This is a genomic window from Thaumasiovibrio clandestinus (assembly GCF_047250365.1).
Taxonomy (GTDB): Bacteria; Pseudomonadota; Gammaproteobacteria; order Enterobacterales; family Vibrionaceae; genus Thaumasiovibrio.
Window position 1 is genome coordinate 424,469 of the sequence record NZ_JBLBVL010000002.1, and the last position, 19,633, is coordinate 444,101.

The following is a 19,633-nucleotide window of genomic DNA, read 5'->3' on the forward strand; positions in this document are numbered from 1 at the left end:
TCTTATGTCTGAAAAATTTGATTACTGCCAACGTGGTCGCCAAGTGGTGGCGACAGAGTTGGCAGCCATCGCGCAATTACCGCAATACATTAATGCCCAATTCCAACTAGCTTGTGAGTTAATTGCCGCTCAAAGCGGTAAAGTGGTGGTGATGGGAATGGGCAAGTCTGGTCACATCGGCAAAAAAATCGCAGCGACACTAGCGAGTACTGGCACACCAGCCTTCTTCGTCCACCCAGGTGAAGCGAGCCACGGTGACCTTGGAATGATTGCTAATAACGATACCGTTATTGCTATCTCAAACTCCGGCGAAGCACATGAAATTCTTACGCTAATTCCAGTGTTAAAGCGCCGAAATATAAAAATGATCGCTATGTCTGGCAAAGCCGACTCTTCCATGGCGCGAGAAGCCGATGCTTTTTTACAAATTAGTGTACCTGAAGAAGCTTGCCCAGTTGGCCTTGCACCCACCTCCTCAACGACAGCAACCTTAGTGATGGGAGACGCCTTGGCGATCGCACTAATGGAAGCAAAAGGCTTTACCGCCGATGATTTTGCACTGTCTCACCCAGGCGGCGCACTGGGCCGTAAACTGCTGCTAAGATTGCGCGACTTAATGCACAAAGATGAGGATCTTCCTATCGTGCCATGCACGGTGACGGTAAGGGAAGCGCTGTTAGAGATTAGCCGCAAACGGCTCGGCATGACGGCAATCGTGGATGAAAACCAAACACTGTGTGGTATCTTTACTGATGGTGATCTCCGTCGCTTACTTGATCAACGCATTGATATTCATACCACAGAAATAGGCGAAGTCATGACCACCAACCCCTTTACCTGTGATGTAAACCTACTCGCCGCTGCAGGGCTAAATGTCATGGAAGAGAAAAAAATCAATGGATTACTGGTCACTGAAAATGGCAAACTGGCAGGTGCACTGAATATGCATGATCTGCTCAAAGCTGGAGTTCTTTAATGACGACAATCTCGACATTATACGGTGAAATGGATGCCAACCTATTTGCCCAAGTGAAACAAATCCGTCTTCTTATCTGTGATGTTGATGGGGTATTTTCCGATGGGCTCATCTACATGGGCAACCAAGGAGAGGAGCTAAAGACCTTCCATACTCGCGATGGTTTCGGCGTTAAAGCGGCAATGAAGGCAGGCATCGAAGTGGCGGTAATCACTGGGCGTCGTTCACAAATTGTCGAAGATAGAATGCGCGGGCTTGGTATCAAGTACATCTATCAAGGGCAGGAGGACAAACTCTCTGCCTACAACGAGCTCCTCTCTCAGCTCAACATAAAACCAAGCGAAGTAGCCTATATTGGCGATGACTTAATCGACTGGCCTGTTATGCAGCAGGTTGGTTTCGCGGTTTGCGTGGCCGATGGGCACCCATTATTAGCGCGTCGAGCCGACTATGTTACTGTTATTCCAGGTGGTCGTGGTGCCGTCCGCGAAGTCTGTGATATCTTGCTAGAAGCAAAAAATGAACTGGATAACCATTTGGTAAGCAGCACATGATCCAACGCTTTAGCATACTTGTTCTTGCCATTATTGCCATTGGGTGTGGGGGATACCTCTTCACCCAAATGAGCAGGCCAGAGATTCAAATAGCCCCAGACCTTGAACTTCCGATCATCAGTGGTAAAAGCGTTACCAGTACCGCTTACTCAGACATCGGTGCGCCGATGTATCAAATAGTCGCGCAACAGCTCGACTATTTTGCGCATCGACACGAAACTGAGTTTAGCGATCCTGTGGTGTGGGTTTACAACAGTGCAGGGACAGACATTGAATGGCGGATCAGTTCAGATAAAGCAACACTAAAGAATACCGACACCCTTATAATGACAGACAACGTTAGAATGTTTAATCTGTTGCCAGATGCAGGCATCGAACTAATCAAAAGCGATGATATGCTACTTAACTTTACCGACAATACATTTAGCAGCGACAAGCGTGTTGAAATTACCGGTAAAGGTTTCCAAAATGACGGCACTGGCATCATTGGCAGTTTCGAGTTATACCAAGCGACCCTTTTAAAGCAGGTGAAAGGAAGATATGAATCGTTTATCCGCTAACTTACCACTCAGTGCGCTGCTGTTCTCTATCATATTTAGCGCCCCCGTTGCGGCCCTAAGCACTGATACTCAACAGCCAATTTACGTGGATGCTGACACGCAAGAACTTGATATGGCAAATAACGTTGTCGAATTCAAGGGCAATGTCATTCTACAACAAGGCAGTATCGATATTCGGGCTGACAAGATAATTATCGAACGCCTGAATAACATCGAAGGCAATGAGGTTATCCGCTCCTTTGGTAAGCCCACGACATTTAAACAGCAGCTGGATGACGGTACCTTTATTCATGGCCGTGGTGAGCGTATGGTTTACACCACCAAAGACGAGTTTTTGCAGATTTTTGACAATGCCTATTTGGAGCAACAAAGCTCAAGCATTGAAGGCAACACCATCAGTTATCGTATCGATAAACAAAAACTGGTAGCCGAGAGCCAAGAAGGCGGACGAGTCACCACCGTCCTTCAACCCAAAGCATTAGATAAAGAAGAATAAAATGGCGACGCTAAAAGCACAAAACTTAGCCAAAAGTTACAGTGGCCGTAAGGTCGTAACCGATGTTAGCTTAGAAGTTAAATCGGGTGAAATTGTCGGTCTGCTGGGCCCGAACGGCGCTGGCAAAACCACCTCATTTTATATGATTGTTGGACTAGTTGCGCGAGATGAAGGCAGCATTTGCATTGATGATATCGACATCAGCCTGCAACCCATGCATAACCGCTCTCGCATGGGCATTGGTTATTTACCACAAGAAGCCTCTATTTTCCGTCGCCTATCTGTCTATGACAATATCATGGCGGTATTGCAAACACGCAGTGACCTTACCCGCGAACAGCGACAAGATAAATTGGAAGATTTGCTGGACGAGTTCAATATTCAGCATATTCGCAACAGCCTCGGCATGGCGTTATCGGGAGGTGAACGCCGCCGAGTGGAAATTGCACGAGCCTTAGCTGCCAACCCCAAATTTATCTTGCTCGATGAACCCTTTGCTGGGGTTGACCCCATCTCGGTAATTGATATCAAAAAAATCATTGAGCATCTTCGCGATCGCGGCTTAGGTGTCTTAATCACCGATCACAATGTTAGAGAAACGCTGGATGTCTGTGAGCATGCCTATATAGTAAGTCAAGGCCATATGATTGCTCATGGTACGCCGACCGACGTTCTTAATGATGAGCATGTAAAACGGGTTTATCTCGGGGACCAATTCAGACTATAGTTAAGGTACCCACTCGCTGGATAACAATAACAACACACAGGTATTAAAGTATTCATGAAAACCTCGCTCCAGCTTAAGCTAGGTCAATCACTGGCAATGACGCCACAGCTTCAGCAAGCCATTCGCTTGCTGCAACTCTCCACATTAGACCTTCAGCAGGAGATTCAAGAAGCATTAGAGAGCAATCCTCTGCTCGAGCAAGAAGACACCGAAGAAGGATCTGAGAGCGAAGCAAGAGCGGATCAGACAGCAGAGGTTAATACCGACAGTTATGACGAAACGACCACTAACGACACGTTAGAAGCCTCTGAGGCCTTTGATAAAAATGAGATGCCTGACGAACTTGCCGTTGATACAACTTGGGAAGATGTCTATAGCGCCAACACTGGGAATACAGGTATTGCGCTAGATGACGACCTGCCTATCTATCAAGGCGAAACGACAGAAAGCTTACAAGATTACCTGATGTGGCAAGTTCAACTGACCCCCTTTAGCGAAACGGATCGTGCTATCGCCACCGCGATTATCGATGCTATCGATGAAAAGGGCTACCTTACCACCAGCGCAGATGAAATTCTTGACAGCCTTGGCGACGATGACATTGAACTGGACGAAGTAGAGGCGGTCCTTAAGCGCGTGCAACAGTTTGATCCGCTTGGCGTCGGTTCACGCAACCTGCAAGAGTGTTTATTACTTCAACTTGCTACCTTTCCAGAAGACACGCCGTGGCTCACAGAAGCGAAAACCTTACTGCGCGAGCACATAAATCTACTCGCCAATCGTGATTTTCGTCAATTGATGCGCGACACCAAACTCAAAGAGCCCGAGCTAAAGTGTGTCATGCAACTGATTCATAAACTTGAGCCGCGCCCAGGTAATCGTGTTATCCATGAAGAGACCGAGTATATCGTTCCGGATGTCATGGTCTTCAAGCACAATGGCCAGTGGACAGTCACGATCAATCCTGACAGCACACCAAAAATTAGGGTAAACGAGCAATATGCCGCTCTGGGTAAACATGCCAGCAGCGATGACAGCCAGTTTATTCGCAACCATTTGCAAGAAGCTAAATGGTTAATTAAGAGTCTAGAAAGCCGTAACGAAACGCTACTTAAAGTGGCTCGTTGTATTGTTCAATTTCAACAAGACTTTTTTGAATTCGGTGAAGAAGCGATGAAACCCATGGTGCTCAATGATGTTGCACTTGAGGTCGACATGCATGAGTCCACCATTTCACGCGTCACAACAAAAAAGTATATGCATACCCCACGTGGTATTTTTGAACTAAAATACTTCTTTTCTAGTCATGTCAGTACGGACAGCGGTGGAGAATGCTCATCGACTGCCATCCGCGCGCTAGTGAAGAAACTCGTGGCTTCGGAAAACCAAGCCAAACCACTGAGCGACAGTAAAATTGCAACGCTACTGGCGGACCAGGGGGTTATGGTTGCTCGACGCACCATAGCAAAATATCGAGAATCTCTGGGGATTCCGCCATCCAATCAGCGCAAACGCCTGATATAAAGGCGCAACCAAAAGGAAGACGTTATGCGAATCAATCTAATCGGTCATCATGTCGAAGTTACTGACTCCATGCGCAGCTATGTTGATACAAAGTTTGAAAAACTTGAACGTTTTTTCGACAAGATTAATAATGTACAGGTCATCCTGACGGTAGAAAAGCTACAACAAATTGCCGAAGCGACCTTACATATCAATAATGGCGAGATCCATGCCAAAGCCGATCATGAAGACATGTACGCCGCGATTGATAACCTAACTGATAAGTTGGTTCGCCAGCTTAATAAACACAAAGATAAACTGAATAATCATTAATCATGCAACTCAGTTCCGTACTCAGCTTGGACTGCACGAAAAGTGCAGTCCCATGCTCAAGCAAAAAGCGCGCATTGGAAATCATCAGTGAAGTCGCTGCATCGCACCTCGATCTTAGCCCTCAACAGCTTTTTGAATGTATGCTGTCACGCGAAAAAGTGGGTAGTACCGGTATAGGCAATGGTATTGCGATTCCTCACGGTCGCATTACGAGCAGTGATCAGGCTATCGGCGTACTCATTCAATGTGAAGAGCCGATTCAGTTTGATGCCATAGACAATAAACCTGTTGATCTCTTGTTCGCCCTTTTGGTGCCCGATGAGCAATGCAAAGAGCATTTAAAAACCTTATCTGCAATTGCAGCAAAACTCAGCAATAAACAGATCTGTAAGCAGCTTCGCACTGCGCAATCAGACAGTGAGCTGTACCAAATTCTTACCGCCGAAGATAACGAATAACGGAACCCACACCATGAAGCTGATGATCGTTAGTGGTCGATCTGGCGCAGGCAAATCAGTTGCTTTGCGAGTTCTTGAGGACCTAGGTTACTATTGCGTCGACAACCTACCTTTAAACCTGCTCAATGCCTTTATTGACACGGTTAAAGGGACACAGCAGGACATCGCGGTAAGCATAGATATTCGCAACTTACCACGTGAAAGCGCTGACATTGATGCCGCCTTTGCCAACCTATCATCAGTTCTAGATACACAACTGCTCTTTCTGGATGCCAACAATAAAGAGCTGATCAAACGCTACAGTGAAACGCGGCGCCTTCATCCTCTTGCGAAGCGAGGATTTACCCTTGAGCAGTCAATAATTGAGGAAGAGCGCTTGTTGGGAGACATTAAAGCGCAAGCCGATCTCGTTCTCGACACCAGTGATAAATCCATCCACGATCTGAGTGAAACGGTGCGTGCTCGAGTACTCGGGCGAGAAAAGCGCGAGCTGGTTATGGTCTTCGAATCATTTGGCTTTAAATATGGCTTACCATCAGACGCAGACTATGTCTTCGATGTACGTTTCTTACCTAACCCACATTGGGAGCCGGATCTCAAGCCCCTAACAGGATTGGATGCACCAGTGGCAAATTTTCTTTCATCACATCCTGAAGTGCATCAGCTGATCAACCAAATTCACAACTTTGTTACCACTTGGCAGCCGATGTTAGAAAAGAATAACCGCAGTTATCTCACTGTCGCGATTGGTTGTACAGGTGGACAGCATCGTTCTGTATTTATCGCCGAACAGTTAGCGAACTATTTTAAGGCTGAAGGCAATCAGGTACAAACCCGTCATCGAACGCTCGAGCGACAACCAAGCAAAGGAAATAACATTGCCCAGAATTGAACGACAAGTTTATATTTGCAACCGCCTTGGGCTGCATGCACGCGCAGCGATTCAGTTGGTTGAACTAGCACAAAGTTTCGATGCCGTCATTACCTTGAAAAATACTGAAAAAGAGGCTCGAGTTGAAGGGGTTATCGGCTTATTAATGCTTGAGTCAGCCAAAGGGGAGCTGTTAAGCGTTATCGCTGAAGGGGCGCAAGCAAACATGGCACTTGATGCCGTCTGTGAGCTGATTGAGGCTGGCTTTCACGAAAATGAGTAAACAACCTGAATAACAAAGAGACATTCTTGCTCTATTTACGTTAAAATTCAGATCATTACTACAGTAAACTGCAAAGGTATCCCATGGTGGAAAAAATAGAGCAAGATAGCCCCCACCAAATCCTCCAAGAGGTGCATACCGCACTTGATAATGGAATGTTTGTCCATGTCCGTCGTCTCTTACAGGATATGGAACCAGAAGATACCGCCCACCTGCTCGAGGCCTGCCCTCCCAAAGAACGTTACATCATCTGGCAGTTAACTGATGAAGATGATCACGGCGAGATTCTTGATGAACTCTCTGAAGACGTCAAAGATGGCATTGTCGCACGAATGGCGCCAGAGAAGCTCGCTGAGGCCACCGAAGGCATGGAAAGCGACGATGTCGCCTATGTCCTACGAAACTTGCCAGATGCCGTCTACCGCGAAGTATTGGCGCAGATGGATGCGCAAGATCGCCAGCGTATAGAAACCGCACTCTCTTATGATGAAGAGACGGCGGGAGGCATGATGACAACCGACTTCGTCACCATCCGTTCCGATGTCACGATTGAAGTGGTGCTGCGCTATCTCAGAATGAAAGGCGAGCTCCCAGAAGCAACGGATGCCCTCTATGTTGTTGATGAAAATAACCGCCTGATCGGTCACTTGATGCTATCCACTGTTGTTACCTCCCCATCTGATAGCATCGTTGAAGAAATCATGGATCATGCCGATGAAGCCATTCCGGTCGACATGAACCACAGCGATATCGCTAGCCTTTTTGAGCGACGTAACTGGGTTTCTGCCCCTGTGGTTGAAGCTGATAATCAGTTAGTCGGCCGAATTACCATTGATGATGTGGTTGATATCATCCGTGAAGATGCCGAGCACTCGATGATGCGCTCCGCTGGCCTTGACGACGAAGAAGATACGTTTGCCCCAGTGGTAAAATCGGCCAAAAGTCGCAGCATTTGGTTAGGCGTTAATGTCCTCGCCGCCCTTGCTGCTGCCTCCGTTTCAAATATGTTTGAAGACACACTGGATAAGATGGCAGCCATTGCCGTTCTCATGACCATCGTGCCCTCCATGGGGGGAGTCGCCGGCAACCAAACGGTGGCGCTGGTTATTCGTGGTCTTGCTCTTGGTCACATTGGTGACTCCAATACCCGTTGGCTACTGAGTAAAGAAGCCCGAGTTGGCTTAATCAATGGCGTGCTATGGGCGCTGATCATCGGCGGTATTGTGGTTCTCTGGAAAGGCGATCTGCTGCTGGGCGCAATTATTGCTGCCGCGATGCTAACCAATCTGGTTGTGGCAGGCATTGCCGGTGTATCTATTCCGATTATCATGAAAAAATTCAAGATAGACCCAGCACTCGCTGGCGGAATGGCACTCACCACGGTCACCGATGTCGTTGGGCTGTTTGTCTTTTTAGGTCTTGCGACGATTTTGATCTAGAGAGTAACGGATAAGCAAGTGGAGAGAAAAGGCTTGCCTCTGGCAAGCCTTTTTCAATTAGTGACCAGCAATCTTCATCTTTTCAATCAGTAGCGATCCTGTTTGGATCTGACTACGGGTTTCGACATCGCTACCAATAGCAACAATTGAGTTAAACATCTCTTTTAGATTACCAGCAATGGTAATTTCACTCACTGGATACTGTATTTGGCCATTCTCAACCCAAAATCCAGCAGCGCCACGAGAATAATCCCCCGTCACCATATTCACACCCTGCCCCATCAATTCGGTCACCAGCAAACCACGATCTAGCTTACGTAGCATCGCTTCAAAACTTTCTCCGGTTGAAGAAACAAACCAGTTATGAATGCCTCCGGCATGCCCTGTTGGGGTCATGCCCATTTTGCGAGCTGCGTAACTGGTTAACAGGTAAGTTTGCAGTTCGCCATCAGCGATGATCTGGCAATCCTTGGTCGCTAATCCCTCTGCATCAAATGGTGTACTTGCCATTGCACGTAAGATATGCGGTTTTTCTTCGATTTGCAGCCATGATGGAAAAATCGGCTTACCTAAGTGATCGACCAAAAAAGAGGATTTGCGATATAAGTTAGCCCCGCTGATCCCCATGACTAAATGGCCAAATAGCCCTGTGGCGATATCAGCCGCGAACATGACCGGGACTTCACACGTTGGCAACTTCTGCGCATCCATACGTGCCAAGGTCCGCTTCGCCGCTTCGGCACCAACAAATTCCGGCGACCACATATCCTCAACTGCGCGTGCGGTGGTATAGCTATAATCGCGCTCCATGACGCCGTTGCGTCCTTCGGCGATCACGCAGCAGCTAATGCTATGACGGCTAGAGGCATAGCCTGCCAACATACCATGGCTGTTACCGTAGACCTTGATACCGTAATGGCTATCATAACTGCCACCATCTGATTGCTTAATGCGCGGATCACTCTCTAGTGCCGCCCGCTCCGCGATAATCGCGCGCGCTGCGGCATGATCCGGCTCTGGCTCGTCAGGATGAAACAGATCCAAATCAGGTATCGTGGTGGCCATTAGCTCTGCAGGCCCAGGTCCTGCACAAGGATCCTCTGACGTGTACGAGGCAATATCCAACGCTGCAGCGACAGTCTGCGCAATCGCTGCTTCACTGAGGTCAGATGTTGAAGCGCTGCCTTTACGCTGTCCACGGTACACCGTAATACCGAGTGCGCCATCACTATTAAACTCAACACTTTCAACATCACACATATGCGTCGATACACTGATGCCCGTTGTCTTAGTAATGGCGACTTCAGCATGATCTGCCTTCTTTGTCGCCACACTCAGTGCCTTCGCAACAGCGTGCTCTAACTCGGCCTGCTGCGCTGCAACCTGTTGTTTTATGTCCATAACGGCTCTTATTTAGTCATAGGAATAGTTAAAGGATACCACTGACAGTCAATATTTTGCCCCCCAATTGGCGAATTAGCTGATAAAATAGCAGCATTAACTGAAAACAGTATCGAGATATCAGTATGAGCCGCAAAAATAAACGTGCCCCGTGGGAAGAGGAAGAAGAGATCATCTGGGTCAGTAAGTCCGAGATGAAACGCGATATGGATGCGTTACAAAAACTAGGTGAAGAGCTGGTTGAACTAAAGCCGCAAGCACTAAATAAAGTACCGCTAGAAGAAGAGCTGCGTGACGCGATCTTAGATGCACAACGTTTCAAAAACGAAGCTCGCCGCCGTCAGTTGCAATACATCGGCAAAATGATGCGTACTATTGATCCTGAGCCTATCCAAGCAGCATTAGATAAAATGCGCAATAAGCACTCTCAGGTAACGGCACAGCTGCATAAGCTGGAAAGCCAACGCGATGCGATTGTAGAACAAGGTGACAGTGCGATTGAAGAAGTGATCACACAATTTCCTGACGCTGACCGTCAACGCTTACGCCAGTTAGCTCGCCAAGCCAAAAAAGAAAAAGCGGCCAATAAACCGGCTAAAGCCTACCGAGAGATCTACCAATACCTAAAATCTCTCTTACAAGAAGCGTAGAAGTATCTAGCCCTGCAATTATGCGGGGCTTTTTTTGCATTATCGGAAATGCCTATCGCAGTTATCGAAAAGTTTTCCTTTACTAAATGAGAATGATTATCAATAATGATTGAGTCACCAATGTCGGGGAACAATCATGAAAAAAACACTGCAATTTGCCGTCCTGCATTTTTTTGCAGCCTTCTCCATCGGCTACTTAATCACTGGCGATATTATTATTGGCAGCCTTATCGCACTGGTAGAACCACTGGTTAACACGGGCGCATTTTCTCTTCATGAACATATCTGGCAAAAAGCCAAACTGGTGCACATCGCCTACCGCCAACCTCATCGTAAAACCACCAGCTTTGCTGTGGTTCATTTTAGTGTTGCATTCGGCGTAGCTTGGCTTCTGAGTGGTAACTTACTGGTCGGTGGTGTCATCGCCATTATCGAACCCTTGGTGAATACGGTTATATACCACTTTTTTGAACAACGTTGGCAGCACAACCATCCGATACGTGCCTGCGAACATCATCACCAACTCTGTGATGAGGTGAATGAAGCGGCTCAACCCGCCACCTCTTCACTCTCGATGTCATAGTATACGGTGCTTAAGCGACCTAACGTCCAGATTCTCAGATAAAAAAAGCGGCGCTAATGCGCCGCTCGATATTTATTGGTTGTTAACGCCCATTACTCTTCGTCATCGGCGTCTTCGTCTTCTTCGCCGTCTTCAAAGTACGTGCCCCAACCGTCATAATCAATCTTATGCTTCATCGCTAGACTGATCAGCTTTTCTGCTTGCTCGTCAATCAGCTCTGCATCTAATGCTGATTCCATTACCGCATCAAAACAGACCACGGTACCACCACCATCTTCTGGATCGAGTTCTAGCTCTTCTGCTTCTTGAACCTCGTAGCCCATCTTGAATGCTTCAACGGCTGCTTCTTCTAACTCTTTAAAGCTATCAGCCGAAAAATGGTGCTCAATGGAATACAACGCATCTGGATCACTGCCATCTTCTAATAAGGCCTCAATGATCTCACGGGTTTCTTCTTTTTGTTCTTCAATCAACTCGTCGTAAGACAGTTCAGTATCAGACATGATGACTCCAATCTTCTAGGGAAAAATGACAACAATACTATCGCACATTTTCTCTCATTTAAGGAGGAATTTTCTCGCTGGGACCAACCTAGATTGTCTAACTTGCAATCAGTCCCAGACTACTTTAAGTTGTTAACAGTTCAATTACATAATAGTGACTATTCGCCAGTCTTGCGTTGCCAACAAACGTAACGAGGAGCCTTGAATTCATCAAATGGAAAGGAACCCACTATGAGTCAACTGTACGTCGGTTCGGAGATTGGCCAGCTACGGCGCGTCGTTCTCCACCGTCCAGAAAGAGCCTTGAATTTGCTAACGCCGTCAAACTGTCATGAGCTCTTGTTCGATGACGTGCTCTCGGTTGAGCGCGCGGGCGCAGAACACGACGCCTTTGCAGACTGCCTGCGTCAGCAAGGGGTTGAAGTATTACTACTGCATACTCTACTTGAAGAGACCCTTGCCATTGACCATGCCAAACAATGGTTACTGAATGCGCAGATCTCTGATTACCGCCTTGGTATTACTTTTGCGGCTCATGTTCGTCAGTTTCTCAGCGAGCAGCCAAATGATGAATTAGCGTCATTGTTGCTCGGCGGACTAAATTACGCCGAACTGCCATCACATCCCAACACGATGATGCAAGCGATGCATGCTGGTACTGATTTTGTTCTTGAACCTTTACCCAATCACCTCTTTACTCGTGATACCTCATGTTGGATCTACCGCGGCGTTTCACTCAATCCAATGGCAAAAGCAGCAAGGCAGCGAGAAACCAATCACTTAAGAGCGATTTATCGCTGGCACCCGCTATTTGCTCAACAAAATTACACAGCCTTATACGGCGATGAAGATATTCACTATGACAATGCCACACTAGAAGGGGGCGATGTACTCGTGCTGGGCAATGGTACGGTGTTGATCGGCATGTCAGAGCGTACCACCCCACAAGGCGTTGAGCACCTCGCGGCCCAGTTATTTAAACACAATATGGCCAAACAGGTGTTAGCCCTTGACCTTCCTAAGCATCGCTCGTGTATGCACCTTGATACCGTTATGACTCACCTACGCCATGATATCTTTTCTATCTACCCACAAGCGATTAGACACGACACCCCTTGCTGGCGCCTAACGCCTGGTAAGCAGCAACCACTGCTCTGCAGTAAAGAGGATCATTTTGTTTCCGCGATTGAGAATGCCATTGGCCTAGACTACTTAACCCTGATCACCACTGGCGGAGACAGTTATGAAGCCGAACGAGAACAATGGAATGATGCTAACAATGTGCTCACCGTACGCCCGGGCGTCGTCATTGGTTATGAGCGCAATACCTATACCAACGAAAAATACGATAAGGCGGGCATCGACGTTGTGACCATCCCAGGCAATGAACTCGGCCGTGGTCGAGGTGGAGCGCGCTGCATGAGCTGCCCAATTGAACGAGACGGGCTATAACGTTAATGCGTTTACAATGAGATAATTCACTCACTACCGCTTGATTTCTGCTACCAACCCCTTTAGCATGGATAAAAATTCACTTAAGATGTATTTGTATTCACAAACAAGCAGGTACCGCGATGGCATTTAATCTCAGAAACCGCAACTTTCTCAAGCTACTCGACTTTTCACCTCGTGAAATCCAGCACCTGATCGAGATGGCATTAGAACTAAAACAAGCTAAATATAACGGTTATGAGCAGCCGCGACTGACAGGCAAGAACATCGCTTTAATCTTTGAAAAAAGCAGCACTCGTACGCGTTGTGCGTTTGAAGTGGCCGCCTTTGATCAAGGCGCACGAATCTCCTACCTTGGTCCGTCGGGATCACAAATCGGCCACAAAGAGTCAATGAAAGACACAGCACGGGTACTTGGCCGCATGTATGACGGTATTCAATACCGTGGTTTCGGCCAATCCGTGGTTGAAGAGCTTGGTGCTCACGCAGGCGTACCAGTATGGAATGGCCTTACCGATGAGTATCACCCGACACAAATCCTTGCCGATTTTATGACCATGCTCGAACACGCCCCCAACAAACAGCTACGTGATATTCGCTTTGCCTACCTTGGCGACGCACGCAACAATATGGGCAACTCCCTATTAGTAGGTGCAGCAAAAATGGGCATGGATATCCGTCTTGTCGCTCCTAAAGCATTCTGGCCTGACGAGAAACTGGTCGAAACCTGCCAGGCGATTGCTGCTGAAACAGGCGCCAAAATAATGCTAACTGAATCAGTGACTGATGGCGTCATAGGCTGTGATTTCATCTATACTGATGTGTGGGTTTCGATGGGTGAGTCAGCTCAGGCATGGGATGAGCGAGTTAAGCAGCTTCTACCTTACCAAGTAAATATGGCGGTACTGGAAGCGACAGCGAATCCCGATGTGAAATTCATGCACTGTCTGCCCGCGTTTCATAACGATGAGACCCAAGTTGGCAAAGAGATTGCACAACAATATGGCCTATCTGGACTAGAAGTGACAGAAGAGGTCTTTGAGTCAGCACACTCCATCGTCTTTGATGAGGCAGAAAATCGTATGCACACCATCAAAGCCGTTATGGTGGCGACACTGGGTAGTTAAACAACGCTCAGCAACAAGCAACAAAATGAACAGTGCTAACACCAATAAAAACAGAAACTAGGCAATGACATTGCTTGCGTCAGCAACGAATGCAGGTATAATTTGCGACAATTTATTTCAGGTAATGGTTCTACATGTACTGCTTACAATCGACAGCACAGTTTCACACTGACTGCCTACAGGCAGGGTACCGTATTCATTACTTGGCAATGTATTTGCCAAAGAAGCCTCCTTTTTCAGGGGGCTTTTTTTTGGCTAATACTCAGGCCTCATCGTCAACATAAAGGGAAGCATAGCCATGGCGAACTCGCTATATCAAAAGCACATTATCTCTATCCCTGAGCTGACCCGACAAGAGCTAGAGCTTATTGTCGATACAGCCTCACAACTAAAAGCTCATCCGCAGCCCACACTACTAAAAGACAAAGTGATTGCGAGTTGCTTTTTTGAAGCATCGACACGTACTCGCCTCTCTTTCGAAACGGCTGTTCAACGCCTTGGAGGGCGTGTTATTGGGTTTCCTGATGGCGGTAACACCTCTTCGGGCAAAAAGGGCGAGACACTAGCAGACTCTGTTCGCATTATCTCTTCTTATGTCGATGCGTTCTTTATGCGTCACCCTAAAGAAGGGGCTGCCCGTTTGGCGACAGAATTTTCGAATGGCATTCCTGTTATCAATGGCGGTGATGGGGCCAACCAACATCCAACTCAGACCCTGCTCGATCTGTACACTATTTCCGAAACACAGGGACGCTTAGATGACCTACACATCGCCATGGTGGGTGACCTAAAATATGGTCGTACTGTTCACTCACTGACTCAGGCGCTATCAAAGTTCACTAATGTGCGTTTTTACTTCATTGCACCTGATGTGCTATCGATGCCAGATTACATTCTAGAAGAGCTAGATGCGGCAGGGATTGAGTATAGCCATCACGATAATATTGAAGAAGTGATCCCTCAAATTGATATTCTTTACATGACGCGAGTACAAAAAGAACGCTTTGATGCCTCTGAATACGCGCACCTGAAATCAGCGTTTATTCTCAATACCAGCACGCTGGCCCATGCGCGCGATAACCTTAAAGTACTGCACCCATTACCGCGGGTCGATGAGATCAGTGTTGATGTCGATAGCACCCCTTATGCACACTACTTTGAGCAGGCGAAGAATGGCGTATATGCACGCCAAGCCTTATTAGCACTGGTTCTTAACGAACAACTGTAAGCAGGAGAATTATCATGGTAAAAGAGAACCAACTTCAGGTAGAGGCCATCAAAAATGGTACTGTTATTGACCATATCCCTGCCAACGTCGGCATCAAAGTCTTAAACCTGTTTGATATTACGTGCTCAAGCAAGCGTGTCACCATTGGACTGAACTTGCCCTCTTCTGCACTTGGTCATAAAGACTTGATCAAAATTGAAAACGTCTTTGTGTCAGAAGAGCAAGCCAACCAACTGGCGCTATATGCTCCAAGCGCAACCGTCAATCAGATTGAAAACTACGAAGTGGTTAAGAAGCTGACACTGTCGTTACCTAAACGCATCACTAAAGTTTTTGCTTGTCCTAACAGCAACTGTATTACTCACGGCGAGCCGGTTCAGAGCCATTTCGCAATCAAACAAAAAGCGCACGAAGTTCAGCTCAAATGCCACTACTGTGAGAAAGTGTTCTCTCGCGAGATTGTGACAGAGAGTTAATAGAGCGCAATACAATGAAAGCGCGTTATATTGGCGCGCTTTCAGTTATCTTTCTAGATGTGCATCTGTTCGCTAACAGTTGCAATTTGCGACGAACCTATCACCTCAACCGCTATAAGGCTTTTCCATAATGATGCGTTAATCGTTTCACGATTAGCATGACACCTGCCACATCAGCATCACTATACAAAATGCTCGCGCGCATAATCACGGCAACTATCAATAAGGTACTTAATCGGCGAATTTAACTCCGCACCGTAACGATAAAAGAGTGTCGTTCCTGTTGGTGTCACGTTAACGATCGCTTCCACCTCTAATTTTGCCAATAGCCCTGAGCGTACATAAGGAACTGCATGCTCATCTGGCAGTAATGCCCAACCATGACGCGACACAAGGTGGCATAACACATCCAAATTACTAACAACACGGGTATTCGCAGACAAGCGCGCATAAGGAGAGCCTGACGCTACACTGTTCTCTGTCACATATTGAGTATGAAACTGTATTTCGCGTAAATCCATCTCAGGTTGTTTGAGTAACGGCGACTGCGATCCAACATAGACAGACGTCGGTAGGTTACCCAAGGGAATAAAGATTAACTCTTGTTCTGGCAACACTGAATTTATTGGTGTCAAGAAAGCGATCTGCGCTTCCTGTTTAATCAGAGCAGAAAAGGCCTCCTGTCTGTTGCGGTGCAACCAATGAATATTGATCTGCGGAAACTTTTGCCGCATGACCTCATCGAGATAAAGCATCATTTGCAGCGGCATATTAACGTCATGGCAAACAGTAATTGAAATTAACTCACTATCAAAAAAAGCTTTACTGTATTGTTGTAATGCCTCACTTTGCCTTATTACCAAATTCGCACGATAATAGAGTGCGTCAGCTCGAGGGGTTGGTTTAGCCTGACGACCTTCAATATTAAACAGCGAATAACCCAGACTATCCTCATAACTCACGACCTGTTCTCGTACTGTCGCTCTAGATTTTCCTAACCTTTTAGCAGCGGCGCTGTAAGATCCTGTCTCGTAAACGGCGATATAGCTATTCAGCTGTTCCAATGTATGCATCACACTTTCCTTATCATGTTGGATGGGCCAGCCATACAAAAGTGACTTTATTTTGCAAGGATTATAACCAATACTAGCGCCGTTGTTTATGTCGTATCTAGATTTAATAAGAAGTTCCTGTGCTTTCAGTATTATTAGCAAGTGGGAACGCACGAAAGTGATTGAATTTCCAACGCGCTGCCAATGCAGCGCTTTTTTCTTCTCGCCATATTCTCTATTATAGATAACCTAACTCCCCGACATGGAAGAAAAAATGTCTATTCTCAACGCCTATTTTAACTGGAGTAGTGGCAAGGACAGCGCCATGGCGCTTTATCATGCTCAGCAAGACCCGCGCTTTGAAGTCCGCACTTTGCTGACCACTGTCAATCAAGCACACCAACGTGTCTCAATGCATGGTATTCATGTCGATCTTCTTGATCAACAAGCCCAAGCGCTAGGTTTACCGCTCGAAAAGATCTGGTTGCCTGAAGTTGTCAATATGGACGAGTATGAAGGTTTAATGCATCAGGCTGTCGATACAATGCGACAACTTGGTTGTGAACATGCCATCTTTGGCGATATCTATTTGGAAGATCTTCGCCTACATCGCGAGACACAGCTAGCAGCAAAACAGATTCAGGCCCATTTTCCACTGTGGCAGCGAAACACACGCGTATTGCTCAACGAACTGATCGACTTGGGCTTCAAAGCCATCGTCGTGGCCGTTGATGGGAGCAAGCTAGATGCCAGCTTTGTCGGCCGCTGCATTGATAAATCATTTGTTAACGACCTTCCTGCCGACGTTGACCCTTGCGGTGAAAATGGTGAATACCATACGTTTGTTTTTGATGGTCCAAACTTCAGTTATCCCATCCCTTTCGAGCTAGGCGAAATAGTTCATAAACATTATCAAGCAGAGCATTTAACCGACGCGCATCCGGGCTTTTACTTTAAAGAGTTAATTCCGGTGAATGTCGATAAGTGAGCGATTTCTCTTTGACCTGTTATCAGGTTGAATGCACACTTAGTACTTTGAATTATTCATCCAAGAAAGGACATGTTATGACTCAAGTACTACACACTGAAAAAGCACCTGCAGCAATTGGCCCATACGTTCAGGGCGTCGACCTTGGCAACATGGTGCTCACTTCAGGTCAGATCCCAGTAAACCCTGAGACTGGTGAAGTACCTGCAGAAATTACAGCACAGGCTCGCCAGTCACTAGAAAACGTGAAAGCGGTTGTTGAGTCTTCAGGTCTGACGGTTAAAGATATCGTAAAAATGACAGTTTTCGTTAAAGATCTTAATGACTTCGCGGCAGTTAATGAAGTGTATGGTCAGTTCTTTGATGAGAATAACGCCCCTTACCCGGCTCGTTCTTGCGTTGAAGTTGCACGTTTACCGAAAGATGTTGGCATTGAAATCGAAGCGATTGCCGTTCGTAAGTAATCCATCGTCAATCATTTTAAAACGCCATCGCTCTTGCGATGGCGTTTTTTATTCTTCAACTGGCTGAGGGTTTTGGCGCTCTAAATACTCATCGGCCATCAGCAATACCGAGTTGAACCAAGCGGTAAATTGTTGTGGTGAACTTGCCAGTTTATCCAATAATGCGCGACGAGGTATCCATTGTGTCGCCATCACTTCTTCTGGGTTAGGGGTGAACGTTAGCGTCTCTACTTCAGCGATCAAAACGTGATCTAATTCGTGCTCTATCAGTGCATTATCTAAATCAGCACAATAGATAAAGTGTCCAATATCTCTCAATGGTTTCTCTAATGTTAGCCCCATCTCTTCAATTAGTCGTCTTGCTCCTGCCTTAATAAAGGCTTCACCATCGCGAGGATGCGAACAGCAGGTGTTCGTCCACAACCCCCCGCTATGGTATTTAGTCAATGCACGCTGCTGAAGAAGATACTCGCGTTCATTCTCGCCTTGTCGATATAACAACACAGAAAATGCGAGATGAAGTGCTCCATCTATATGTGCCTGCATCTTATCCTGCAACCCCAAGGGTGCCCCACACTCAGACACCAATACGACTTTTTCTGCCGACATATTCTCTCCCAGCATCACCTAACTACAATATAAAAGGGCGCACCCAGTGCGCCCTTTAAGCGTAGCGAATAAACCGTATTTAAGCTTGATTACGCTGTGCGACTTCGGCATCCAACGCTGCTAATTTTTCAGACATTTGTGTGCGGCAAATTTCCGCCAAATCGCGCACATCCTCTTTTTTATACTCTGCGACCGAGACAGGCGGTAATATCTCAACAATCACATGCCCATTGTTCCAACGCCCCAATTTTAGATGACTGGTCGAGCTACAGACAATGGGTACAACAGGAACTTCAGCACCAATCGCAGCATGAAAGGCCCCCGTTTTAAAGGGCAGCATGCCACGTCCACGCGAGCGTGTTCCTTCTGGGAACATCCAAATAGAAACACGATTCTGTTTGATTTTATCAACCACCTGACCAATCGTTCCCATCGCTTTAGAGCGATTTTTACGATCAATAAGAATGTTACCAGTAATCCAATATAATTGCCCAAACAGTGGCAACCAAAGTAAGCTTTTCTTTCCAACGGTTACTGTTCTTGGCATTACAGCACCAGAAACCGTCCACAGATCCCAGTTGCTTTGGTGGTTAGCCACATACACACTAGGCTCTTCGCTCTCACCATTATCAGGAAAACGTACTTCCAACTGGATACCGTAAATACGGGACATTTTACTGAATAGGCGCCCAAAGGTTTTTACATGTTTCGGATCACGCGGACTCAGCAAACACCACGTACAACCAAATACAAACATCAGTACAGCAAACACTGCCGTCGCCATTAGGCGAAGTACAAAAATCATTCAATTATCCTCAGCGTACAACTGTTCGCTAGTATACTTTGCCCGCTTGAAAATACACCTCTTTTCTGTATATCTTCATCTCAATCCTGCTGCGT

24 protein-coding genes are annotated in these 19,633 nt (G+C 46.7%); 19 read left to right on the forward strand and 5 right to left on the reverse strand.

Annotation, left to right across the window (positions count from 1 at the left end; genetic code table 11):
* Window positions 1-4 precede the first annotated feature (4 nt).
* From ACKLNH_RS05010 to mgtE, 11 genes are all read left to right on the forward strand, one after another.
* On the forward strand, window positions 5-976 hold the full coding sequence (locus tag ACKLNH_RS05010) for a KpsF/GutQ family sugar-phosphate isomerase (protein ID WP_413111143.1): 972 nt from the start codon (window positions 5-7) through the stop codon (window positions 974-976).
* Entirely contained in the window at window positions 976-1,530 is a 555-nt protein-coding gene (kdsC, locus tag ACKLNH_RS05015; RefSeq protein WP_413111144.1) for a 3-deoxy-manno-octulosonate-8-phosphatase KdsC, read from the forward strand. The genes ACKLNH_RS05010 and kdsC overlap by 1 nt, the downstream gene beginning before the upstream one ends.
* Entirely contained in the window at window positions 1,527-2,090 is a 564-nt protein-coding gene (gene lptC, locus ACKLNH_RS05020; protein WP_413111145.1) for an LPS export ABC transporter periplasmic protein LptC, read from the forward strand. Before kdsC ends, lptC begins: the two co-directional genes overlap by 4 nt.
* Window positions 2,071-2,586: a lipopolysaccharide transport periplasmic protein LptA gene (lptA, locus tag ACKLNH_RS05025; protein WP_413111146.1), complete on the forward strand. Its 516-nt coding sequence runs from the start codon at window positions 2,071-2,073 to the stop codon at window positions 2,584-2,586. The genes lptC and lptA overlap by 20 nt, the downstream gene beginning before the upstream one ends.
* A 1-nt stretch (window position 2,587) precedes the next feature.
* Window positions 2,588-3,313, forward strand: coding sequence for an LPS export ABC transporter ATP-binding protein (gene lptB, locus ACKLNH_RS05030; protein ID WP_413111147.1), 726 nt, complete (start codon window positions 2,588-2,590; stop codon window positions 3,311-3,313).
* A gap of 96 nt (window positions 3,314-3,409) precedes the next feature.
* On the forward strand, window positions 3,410-4,837 hold the full coding sequence (locus ACKLNH_RS05035; protein WP_413111263.1) for an RNA polymerase factor sigma-54: 1,428 nt from the start codon (window positions 3,410-3,412) through the stop codon (window positions 4,835-4,837).
* A gap of 24 nt (window positions 4,838-4,861) precedes the next feature.
* Entirely contained in the window at window positions 4,862-5,149 is a 288-nt protein-coding gene (gene hpf / locus ACKLNH_RS05040) for a ribosome hibernation promoting factor (RefSeq protein ID WP_413111148.1), read from the forward strand.
* A 2-nt stretch (window positions 5,150-5,151) separates the two neighbouring features.
* Window positions 5,152-5,607, forward strand: a complete 456-nt coding sequence (gene ptsN, locus ACKLNH_RS05045) for a PTS IIA-like nitrogen regulatory protein PtsN (protein WP_413111149.1) — start codon at window positions 5,152-5,154, stop codon at window positions 5,605-5,607.
* Between the two features lie 13 nt (window positions 5,608-5,620).
* Complete coding sequence (gene rapZ / locus ACKLNH_RS05050) at window positions 5,621-6,499, forward strand: RNase adapter RapZ (RefSeq protein WP_413111150.1); 879 nt, start codon at window positions 5,621-5,623, stop codon at window positions 6,497-6,499.
* Entirely contained in the window at window positions 6,486-6,761 is a 276-nt protein-coding gene (locus ACKLNH_RS05055) for an HPr family phosphocarrier protein (protein WP_413111151.1), read from the forward strand. The genes rapZ and ACKLNH_RS05055 overlap by 14 nt, the downstream gene beginning before the upstream one ends.
* A gap of 83 nt (window positions 6,762-6,844) precedes the next feature.
* Window positions 6,845-8,200 (forward strand): magnesium transporter, encoded by a 1,356-nt coding sequence (gene mgtE, locus ACKLNH_RS05060; protein ID WP_413111152.1) that lies wholly within the window; start codon window positions 6,845-6,847, stop codon window positions 8,198-8,200.
* Window positions 8,201-8,257: 57 nt separating this feature from the next.
* Here the strand turns inward: mgtE and pmbA are convergent, their stop codons facing one another.
* Window positions 8,258-9,601 (reverse strand): metalloprotease PmbA, encoded by a 1,344-nt coding sequence (gene pmbA / locus ACKLNH_RS05065; RefSeq protein WP_413111153.1) that lies wholly within the window; start codon window positions 9,599-9,601, stop codon window positions 8,258-8,260.
* A gap of 125 nt (window positions 9,602-9,726) precedes the next feature.
* On the opposite strand from pmbA, the gene yjgA reads away from it, so the two are divergent.
* Window positions 9,727-10,251: a ribosome biogenesis factor YjgA gene (yjgA, locus tag ACKLNH_RS05070; protein WP_413111154.1), complete on the forward strand. Its 525-nt coding sequence runs from the start codon at window positions 9,727-9,729 to the stop codon at window positions 10,249-10,251.
* A gap of 136 nt (window positions 10,252-10,387) precedes the next feature.
* Window positions 10,388-10,834: a DUF2061 domain-containing protein gene (locus tag ACKLNH_RS05075; RefSeq protein ID WP_413111155.1), complete on the forward strand. Its 447-nt coding sequence runs from the start codon at window positions 10,388-10,390 to the stop codon at window positions 10,832-10,834.
* A gap of 92 nt (window positions 10,835-10,926) precedes the next feature.
* On the opposite strand, the gene rraB is transcribed toward ACKLNH_RS05075, so the two are convergent.
* Window positions 10,927-11,322, reverse strand: coding sequence for a ribonuclease E inhibitor RraB (gene rraB / locus ACKLNH_RS05080; RefSeq protein WP_413111264.1), 396 nt, complete (start codon window positions 11,320-11,322; stop codon window positions 10,927-10,929).
* Between the two features lie 246 nt (window positions 11,323-11,568).
* On the opposite strand from rraB, the gene arcA reads away from it, so the two are divergent.
* The 4 genes from arcA to pyrI all read left to right on the forward strand — a co-directional run bounded on the left by arcA (window position 11,569) and on the right by pyrI (window position 15,620).
* Window positions 11,569-12,789, forward strand: a complete 1,221-nt coding sequence (gene arcA / locus ACKLNH_RS05085; RefSeq protein WP_413111156.1) for an arginine deiminase — start codon at window positions 11,569-11,571, stop codon at window positions 12,787-12,789.
* A gap of 122 nt (window positions 12,790-12,911) precedes the next feature.
* A complete protein-coding gene (argF, locus tag ACKLNH_RS05090; RefSeq protein WP_413111157.1) occupies window positions 12,912-13,916 on the forward strand; it encodes an ornithine carbamoyltransferase in 1,005 nt (334 codons plus the stop codon).
* A 298-nt stretch (window positions 13,917-14,214) separates the two neighbouring features.
* Entirely contained in the window at window positions 14,215-15,144 is a 930-nt protein-coding gene (gene pyrB / locus ACKLNH_RS05095; RefSeq protein ID WP_413111158.1) for an aspartate carbamoyltransferase, read from the forward strand.
* Window positions 15,145-15,158: 14 nt separating this feature from the next.
* Window positions 15,159-15,620 (forward strand): aspartate carbamoyltransferase regulatory subunit, encoded by a 462-nt coding sequence (gene pyrI, locus ACKLNH_RS05100; protein ID WP_413111159.1) that lies wholly within the window; start codon window positions 15,159-15,161, stop codon window positions 15,618-15,620.
* A gap of 182 nt (window positions 15,621-15,802) precedes the next feature.
* On the opposite strand, the gene ACKLNH_RS05105 is transcribed toward pyrI, so the two are convergent.
* Window positions 15,803-16,693: a LysR family transcriptional regulator gene (locus ACKLNH_RS05105; RefSeq protein ID WP_413111160.1), complete on the reverse strand. Its 891-nt coding sequence runs from the start codon at window positions 16,691-16,693 to the stop codon at window positions 15,803-15,805.
* A gap of 253 nt (window positions 16,694-16,946) precedes the next feature.
* Between ACKLNH_RS05105 and ACKLNH_RS05110 the strand changes: the two genes are divergently transcribed.
* Both ACKLNH_RS05110 and ACKLNH_RS05115 read left to right on the forward strand, forming a co-directional pair.
* Window positions 16,947-17,660 carry a Dph6-related ATP pyrophosphatase gene (locus ACKLNH_RS05110; RefSeq protein WP_413111161.1) on the forward strand — a complete coding sequence of 238 codons (714 nt, stop codon included), beginning with the start codon at window positions 16,947-16,949 and terminating at the stop codon, window positions 17,658-17,660.
* Window positions 17,661-17,737: 77 nt separating this feature from the next.
* A complete protein-coding gene (locus ACKLNH_RS05115; protein WP_413111162.1) occupies window positions 17,738-18,124 on the forward strand; it encodes a RidA family protein in 387 nt (128 codons plus the stop codon).
* 48 nt (window positions 18,125-18,172) lie between these two features.
* On the opposite strand, the gene idi is transcribed toward ACKLNH_RS05115, so the two are convergent.
* Window positions 18,173-18,733, reverse strand: coding sequence for an isopentenyl-diphosphate Delta-isomerase (gene idi / locus ACKLNH_RS05120; protein ID WP_413111163.1), 561 nt, complete (start codon window positions 18,731-18,733; stop codon window positions 18,173-18,175).
* A gap of 79 nt (window positions 18,734-18,812) precedes the next feature.
* Window positions 18,813-19,538, reverse strand: coding sequence for a 1-acylglycerol-3-phosphate O-acyltransferase (locus ACKLNH_RS05125; protein WP_413111164.1), 726 nt, complete (start codon window positions 19,536-19,538; stop codon window positions 18,813-18,815).
* Between the last annotated feature and the right edge of the window lie 95 nt (window positions 19,539-19,633).